This is a genomic window from Vibrio sp. Vb1574, from assembly GCF_033338675.1.
This window is the reverse complement of sequence record NZ_JAWOTC010000057.1, coordinates 22,073-29,029: the sequence shown is the minus strand read 5'-3', so window position 1 is coordinate 29,029 and position 6,957 is coordinate 22,073. Positions and strand designations below refer to the sequence as shown.

General features: G+C 46.1%; 3 protein-coding genes. All 3 read right to left on the bottom strand.

Annotation, left to right across the window (positions count from 1 at the left end; genetic code table 11):
• Positions 1–172: 172 nt before the first annotated feature.
• The 3 genes from R7O12_RS22250 to R7O12_RS22240 all read right to left on the bottom strand — a co-directional run bounded on the left by R7O12_RS22250 (position 173) and on the right by R7O12_RS22240 (position 6,809).
• A complete protein-coding gene (locus tag R7O12_RS22250) occupies positions 173–4,468 on the bottom strand; it encodes a FimV/HubP family polar landmark protein (protein ID WP_318126392.1) in 4,296 nt (1,431 codons plus the stop codon).
• 197 nt (positions 4,469–4,665) lie between these two features.
• Entirely contained in the window at positions 4,666–5,679 is a 1,014-nt protein-coding gene (locus R7O12_RS22245; protein WP_005380562.1) for an aspartate-semialdehyde dehydrogenase, read from the bottom strand.
• The gene (locus tag R7O12_RS22240) at positions 5,676–6,809 is read right to left on the bottom strand and encodes a 4-phosphoerythronate dehydrogenase (protein ID WP_005380560.1); all 1,134 of its coding nucleotides are present in this window, start codon (positions 6,807–6,809) and stop codon (positions 5,676–5,678) included. Before R7O12_RS22240 ends, R7O12_RS22245 begins: the two co-directional genes overlap by 4 nt.
• Between the last annotated feature and the right edge of the window lie 148 nt (positions 6,810–6,957).

The window sequence follows — 6,957 nt, the reverse complement described above, 5'->3', positions numbered from 1 at the left end:
GTTGTACTCGATACCTAATGCGATTCTCATCTTAACCTTCGAACTCTAAAATGGGGCGGGAAGTATATACTCAAGTCACCTCAAGTTGCCAGTTTCACCAAGGGTGACATAAAGGTAGCATCCTACTAACGGGACACAAAAATGGTAGCAAACGCTACCCTTTTGTTTCGGTTTATCGGCCATTAATGGCATCAATCAGGCTTTTTGCTTCGCGGCGAATATCATCCTCACCGTAAACAATCGCCTCTTCTAGTAGTTTAATCGCCCCTTGAGAATCGTTCATCTCGAGATAGATTTTAGCCAAATCCAGTTTCCCAGCCGCTTCAGCATTGTTATCTACGTCAATATCGCCGATCTCGCCGATAACATCTGGAAACTCGTTCAATCCGACATCGAGCTTAAGGTCTTCTTCTTCGAACTCACCACCTTCTCTGTCGACCTGAGCCATCAATTCATCAATCGTCATAAATTGATTTTTCTTCGGGTCGAAGTCATCCAAGTCGCTTTGCTCTGCCCAGTTTTCTTGCGCGATCTCTGGCTGACTTAGTGCATCACTCGAATTCCAAACATCACGCTGGTCCTCAGGCACTTCTTCAGTAGAACTTACGTTATCAGCGGCGGGTTTAAAGCCATCCCAATCATCTCCAACATCAAGCATGGTTTCAAAATCCATACCTGCACTTGCGATGGTGTCACTGTCTAGTTTACCTTCAAATACTTCTGAGTTTGCGTCTTCCGCAAGAAGGTTAGCCATTGATGATTCATCATCCAAATTACTGAGCGGCTCACCCTCTGTCGCTGTTGGCTGCACTTCTGGGTCAGTATCAAAGCCGTTTTGCTGCGCAAATACTTCAAACAAAGCATCATGATCGTTATCGGCTTGAATAGCTGGTCTCGATGTCTCTGCTTCAACCTTAGGGCTCTCTGGCGCACCCTCGTTCATTGACGCGAGAACATCTTCCTCATTGAACTCTGGAAGATCTTGGTCGTCAAAACTTAACTCTTCATCCTCACCGGAGATTGGTTCTATATCTGCAGTCTCAGAGCTCGGTAATTCTGGCTCTTCTTCCATCGACGCCAAGGCATCTTCTTCGCTGAACTCTGGCAAATCGAGCTCATCAAAATTGAACTCTTCTTCGGACTCAGCTGGCAAGTCGGCTTCAACCTGTTCTGGCTCAACGGACTCGGACGTTTCTAACGCAGGTTCGCCAGCCATAGACGCCAGTGCATCTTCTTCACTGAACTCTGGCAAATCGAGCTCATCAAAATTGAACTCTTCTTCGGACTCAGTTGGCAAGTCGGCTTCAACTTGTTCTGGTTCAACGGACTCGGACGTTTCTAACGCAGGTTCGCCAGCCATAGACGCCAATGCTTCTTCTTCACTAAACTCAGGAAGATCCAGCTCATCAAAATTGAATTCATCTTCTGATTCAGTTGGCAAGTCGGCTTCAACTTGTTCTGGTTCAACGGACTCGGACGTTTCTAACTCCGGCTCATCCGTCATAGACGCCAATGCGTCTTCTTCACTAAACTCAGGAAGATCCAGCTCATCAAAATTGAACTCTTCTTCGGACTCGGTTGGTAAGTCAGCTTCGACTTGCTCTGGTTTAACGGACTCGGACGTTTCTAACTCCGGCTCATCCGCCATAGACGCCAATGCGTCTTCTTCACTAAACTCAGGAAGATCCAGCTCGTCAAAATTGAATTCTTCTTCTGATTCAGTTGGTAAGCCTGCTTCAACTTGTTCTGACTCAACGGACTCGGACGTTTCTAACGCAGGTTCGCCAGCCATAGATGCTAGAGCATCTTCTTCGCTGAATTCTGGAAGATCTAGCTCGTCAAAATTGAATTCATCTTCTGAATCGTTGGTCGACTCAGTTTCCGGCTCCAATTCAGGTTCATCCAGTAGCCAATCTTCTTCTTGTGGAACACCGAATTCATTTTCTATTGTATTTGGTGTCGGCGTGAAGGCTGGAATGTCTTCCTCTTGCTCAACGTGAGGCTGTACCTCAGCATCGGACTCCACGGATGGTTCTTGTGTTGAATCAGTATCGGTAGCCTCTTGTTGTAGTGATGAAGCTTCCTCTATCTCCGTTTGTGTTTTTTCAACTTGCTGCGGTAAATCGTCTTCACTATCAAATAGAGCGTCAAGTTCAGCAGAAAAATCCGCTTTTTCTTGTTCTGTTGGCAGAAGTTCTTCACTGTCTGACTCAAATAGGTCGTCTAGCTCGCTCATTAAAGGATCATTCTCTGGTGAGAGGTCCTCTAAATCACCAAGAAATTCATCGCTGCTAAATGGCTCTGAGGCAGCCTCTGGCTCGGTTAATGGTTGCTCTTTTGCAGCTTGTTGCGTGTCTGGTTGGCTTTCACTTAATAAAGCGTCGATGTCCAATCCAGACTCAATGTCCTGATCTTCATGAGTTTGTTCTGACTCAACTACGGAAGATGGCTTTTCGTCGGCGTTTGGCTCACCAAAACCAAGTGATTTCAGTAACTCTTCCTCTTCCGATTTATTCTGCTCTGGGCTCTCGTCCTCTCGAATCAGATCATCAAACGGATCTAAATCAGCTTCAGTCTCTTCATCAAGTTCAGAGGTAACATCATCAATGAGTTCATCCAGTAAGTCTGTGCTATCTGCGTCTAACTCTTCGATCGAGTCATCACCTTCAAAACCAGAGATTGCTTCTAGCTCGTTTAGTGGATCAAACTCGTCTGTGTCATCTTCATCAAAATCAATGAGTTCATCGAGTAGCTCTGTACTGTTTTCATCTAGAACAGGACCTTCATTGGCGTCAGCTTCTCGAACTTCCGATTCACTAGCCGGTTGTTCATACTGGGCCAATAGCTTATCGATATCGTCGTCAGATGCCTCTCCTACACTAAAGTCATCATCCGAAACGGGCTGTTTTAACTCAGGCTCATCAGTATCTAAATCGAAGTCATCGTTGCCAAGTTCAGCAAACAAGTCATCAAGCATATCCTGGTCGACAGTGTCACTTGGTAACTCTTCTGACGGCTCATCGGCTGCAAGTAACTCGGCAAATGCGTCGTCTGAAAGCGAGTCTGATTTCTCATTCACATCATCCGAAAGATCGAAGCCAGACTCATCGTCATCGAGCACTTCTAGTTCTGGAGCAACCTCATCTAAGGCTCGCTCCATTTCTTCTAAACCAAGCGCTTTTTCTTCGCCGTTGACTTGGATACCATTGTTCGATGACTCAAACTCATCCAGACCAACATCTAGGTCGCCGTCATCGCCAATATCTGCAAATGGGTCATCGTCCCCTTCCAGATTGAAATCAAGTTCTTCATCGTCGAGGTTAGCAAAGACGTCTTCTTCTAAATCTGACTTCTCTTCTTGTAAAGACTGTGTGTTGATATCTTCATCTGCAAACAATTCATCATCAAGCGTGAGCTCTTCATCAAGCTCATCCGCCGCCGCTAAACCGATTGGCGCCGCAAGAGGATCAACGTTTTGCTGTTCCTGTGCAGCCGCTTCTTCCCCTTTCGCTTTAGAGCGTCGACCAAGAAGCATAACAACTAGCAACGCAATCAAAGCACCAGGAATTAATGCCGCAAGACCAACAAGCCAACCATTAGACAAAATTTTGTCCATGGTGCTTGGTTGCATGCGCTGTTGTTCAGCAAGGCGCTGGCGCTCTTCTGCAAGCAGCTTCTCGACTTCTGAGCGAATGCGTTCTTCGTCATTCAGCTCGCTTTTCAAAGTTTCGACTTCGCTTTGCACTTCTGACAGCATCAATCGAAGACGATGGTTCTTCTCTTCTAATGACTCTAATTCACTTTGTGAGCCTTGAAGTTTGTCCTTTAGCGCACTGACCTGCTTTTCACCCTGCGGAGAGGTGGTTACTGGTGGCGCAGGGATGACGGGTATTGTTTTCGGAGTTGGTTTTGGCTCCGTTGCTGCCACTGTCTCTGGCTTAGCCGCAGGCTTGGGTTCTACTTTAATTTGTGGCTTTGGTTGCTCGGTGACTCGTTGTGCTGGCGTCGCTCTATTTGTCGGCTTCGGCTGTTTTAACTTAGCTTCATGCGCCTTCATAATCGCAACAGCTTGCGCTGTGGTCGCGCTTTGCACTTGCTCTAGAGAAGGTACTCGTAGCCGACTACCTGGGATCAATTCATGAATGTTTTGGTTCTCAAACGCTTGAGGGTTAATTCGGTAAATGGCAAGAAGCGTTTGTTGAACGGTAACACCGCGTGAAGGTCGTAATTCTGAAGCGATCGACCATAGTGTTTGATTTTCACCAGTCGGACCAAAGAAACGTGACGGTTGAGTATTCGCTGGAGGAGCAGGTAATGCTCGCTCAATATCTTCAGCATAGCTCGGAGATGATTGCACTTCACCAGACGGTCCAACAAGACGAATTCCTTCGGCTTGAACCACTGATGATGTCTGAGTCGCGCTCATCAACACAAGGGCTGCTAACAAACGCTTATAATTTTGACGCATAGAAGGCTCAGTTTTGTGCTAAATACAATTTGAAATGGTGATCGGTTAAATATATCGGATATCGCATGCAAAACTATAGCGTTGAGAATAAAAAATGTGTGGCTCTCGCCATATTCGTACTAATCTCACACTATTTTGTTTCGTTCGTACAAAAAAGCCTCGCACTGTGCGAGGCTTTGAAATGAACTATAAACGACTTAGTAGTAATCGCGGATCAGTACTTCTGCGATTTGCACCGCGTTAGTTGCCGCGCCTTTACGCACGTTATCAGCAACAACCCACAGATTTACGCCACTATGATGGCTGATATCGTTACGGATACGGCCAACCATTACATGGTCTTTACCGCCCGCATCGCGAACTTGTGTAGGGAAGTCTTCACCGTGGAACACTTCGATACCGTCAGTTTGCTCAAGCAAGTTAACGACTTCTTGTGCATCGATAGGTGAACGAGTCTCAATGTGAAGTGCTTCTGCGTGACCGTAAAATACAGGAACACGTACACACGTTGGATTGACTGTGATTGATGGATCGTTAAAGATCTTCTGTGTTTCCCACACCATTTTCATTTCTTCTTTGGTGTAGCCGTTTTCCATCATCTGATCGATTTGTGGAATGCAGTTAAACGCGATCTGTTGAGAGAATTGCTTCTTGTCTGCAGGCAGACCGTTTAGCAGCTTCGCCGTTTGACCTGCTAGCTCATCAATACCCGCTTTGCCTGCACCAGATACCGATTGGTAAGTTGATACGTTAATACGCTCAATGCCCACCGCATCGTGAATTGGTTTTAGTGCCACCAGCATTTGGATGGTTGAACAGTTCGGGTTCGCGATGATGTTACGGTTACGAAACTCTGCAATCGCTTCTGGGTTTACTTCTGGCACAACAAGAGGAATGTCGTACTCGTAACGGAAGTGTGATGTATTGTCGATAACAATCACGCCTTCATCAGCGGCAATTGGAGCCCACTTGGCTGATAGCTCACCACCAGCAGAAAACAGTGCGATATGCGCTTGAGACCAATCGAACTCTTCTACGTTTTGAACGCGTACCGTTTTACCATTGAAACGGTAAGTCTTGCCTTCGCTGCGCTCACTCGCGAGTAGGAAGATTTCGCCTACTGGGAATTTGCGCTCTTGAAGCACATCCAAAATTGTTTCACCGACCGCACCGGTCGCACCTAAAATGGCAACATTATATTGCTGGCTCATTGACTTACCTCAATCTGAAAACCTAGTTCTGCTAATGGAGCAAGGTTACATGTTTTGTTACCCACTAGCGTGACAGCGCTGTATTCACGGCGATCCCAGTAGTTTTTACGCATCAGGTCAAAAGCGCCTGGCTTACTGATTTCGCGGCGGAAAAGAGCGTCATCTCTACGCACATCATAGATTAACTGCGTGATGTTATGCAGTGTTGCTTCGTCCCAAGCTCTGTCCAATACCATAGTAGGAACAGGCGCGGTTGGCAGTAAATCACTGGCATGCGCACGTAATTCGTTATTTAAGAACTCACAATAGCTGTTGAAAATCATCGTCGTACCACGAGCTTTCCCTTCCAGACCATAGCCTGCAACGTGAGGGGTTGCGAATGCTAGCAGAGGCAGAAGCTCCATATCAACCTCTGGTTCAAATTCAAATACGTCAAGTGCCGCTGTAAAGCCATCGTTTTTCAAAAGACGTTGCTTCAAAGCAGCGTTGTCAACGATGGGACCTCGAGCCGCATTAATCAAAATTTGATCGCTGCGGAGACCATTTAATACCTTCTCATCAATCAAATGATGCGTTGGGTATGGGCCATCTTTGGTGATTGGCGTATGTAGTGTAATGATGTCTGAGCTTTCAATCAGTTCTGTCAATGGAGTAAAGCTACGAGGATCACCAGCCTCTTGTTTGAATGGGTCATTGATCAGAACTTTAATACCCATGCCTTTCAAACATTTCTCTAGGTAGCTACCTACTTGGCCTGCACCAATAATACCTACCGTCTTGTCAAATACCGAGAAACCTTGTTGCTGAGCGAGCACCATCATCACGCTGAACGCGTATTCCGCCACACCCACTTTGTTACACCCTGGCGCCGCAGTGAAGAAAATGCCTTTCTCTTTTAAGAGTGCTTGGTCAACATGATCCATGCCTGCCGTGGCCGTACCAACAAACTTCAGCTTGTTTGCTTTGCTGATCAGGTCAGCATTCACTTTGGTGACTGAGCGAATCATTAGGGCATCAACATCCACTAAATCATCGGCGGTCAGTGTACGACCTGGTTTTAGAATTACGTTACCGAGTTGGCTGAATAGTTCTTCAGCATACGGCATATTTTCATCAACAATAATTTTCATAGCGCCAGCGTTCTAACATCCATTTGTATGAGTTCGTTTATTCGCAAGATGCGAAACTAAAGCGATTGTGCCCTTTTCCCGAAAAATCTCAAGATATAACACCAATAAACCTCAAGGAGGTAACTCCTATAGAATCAATTGACGGGAA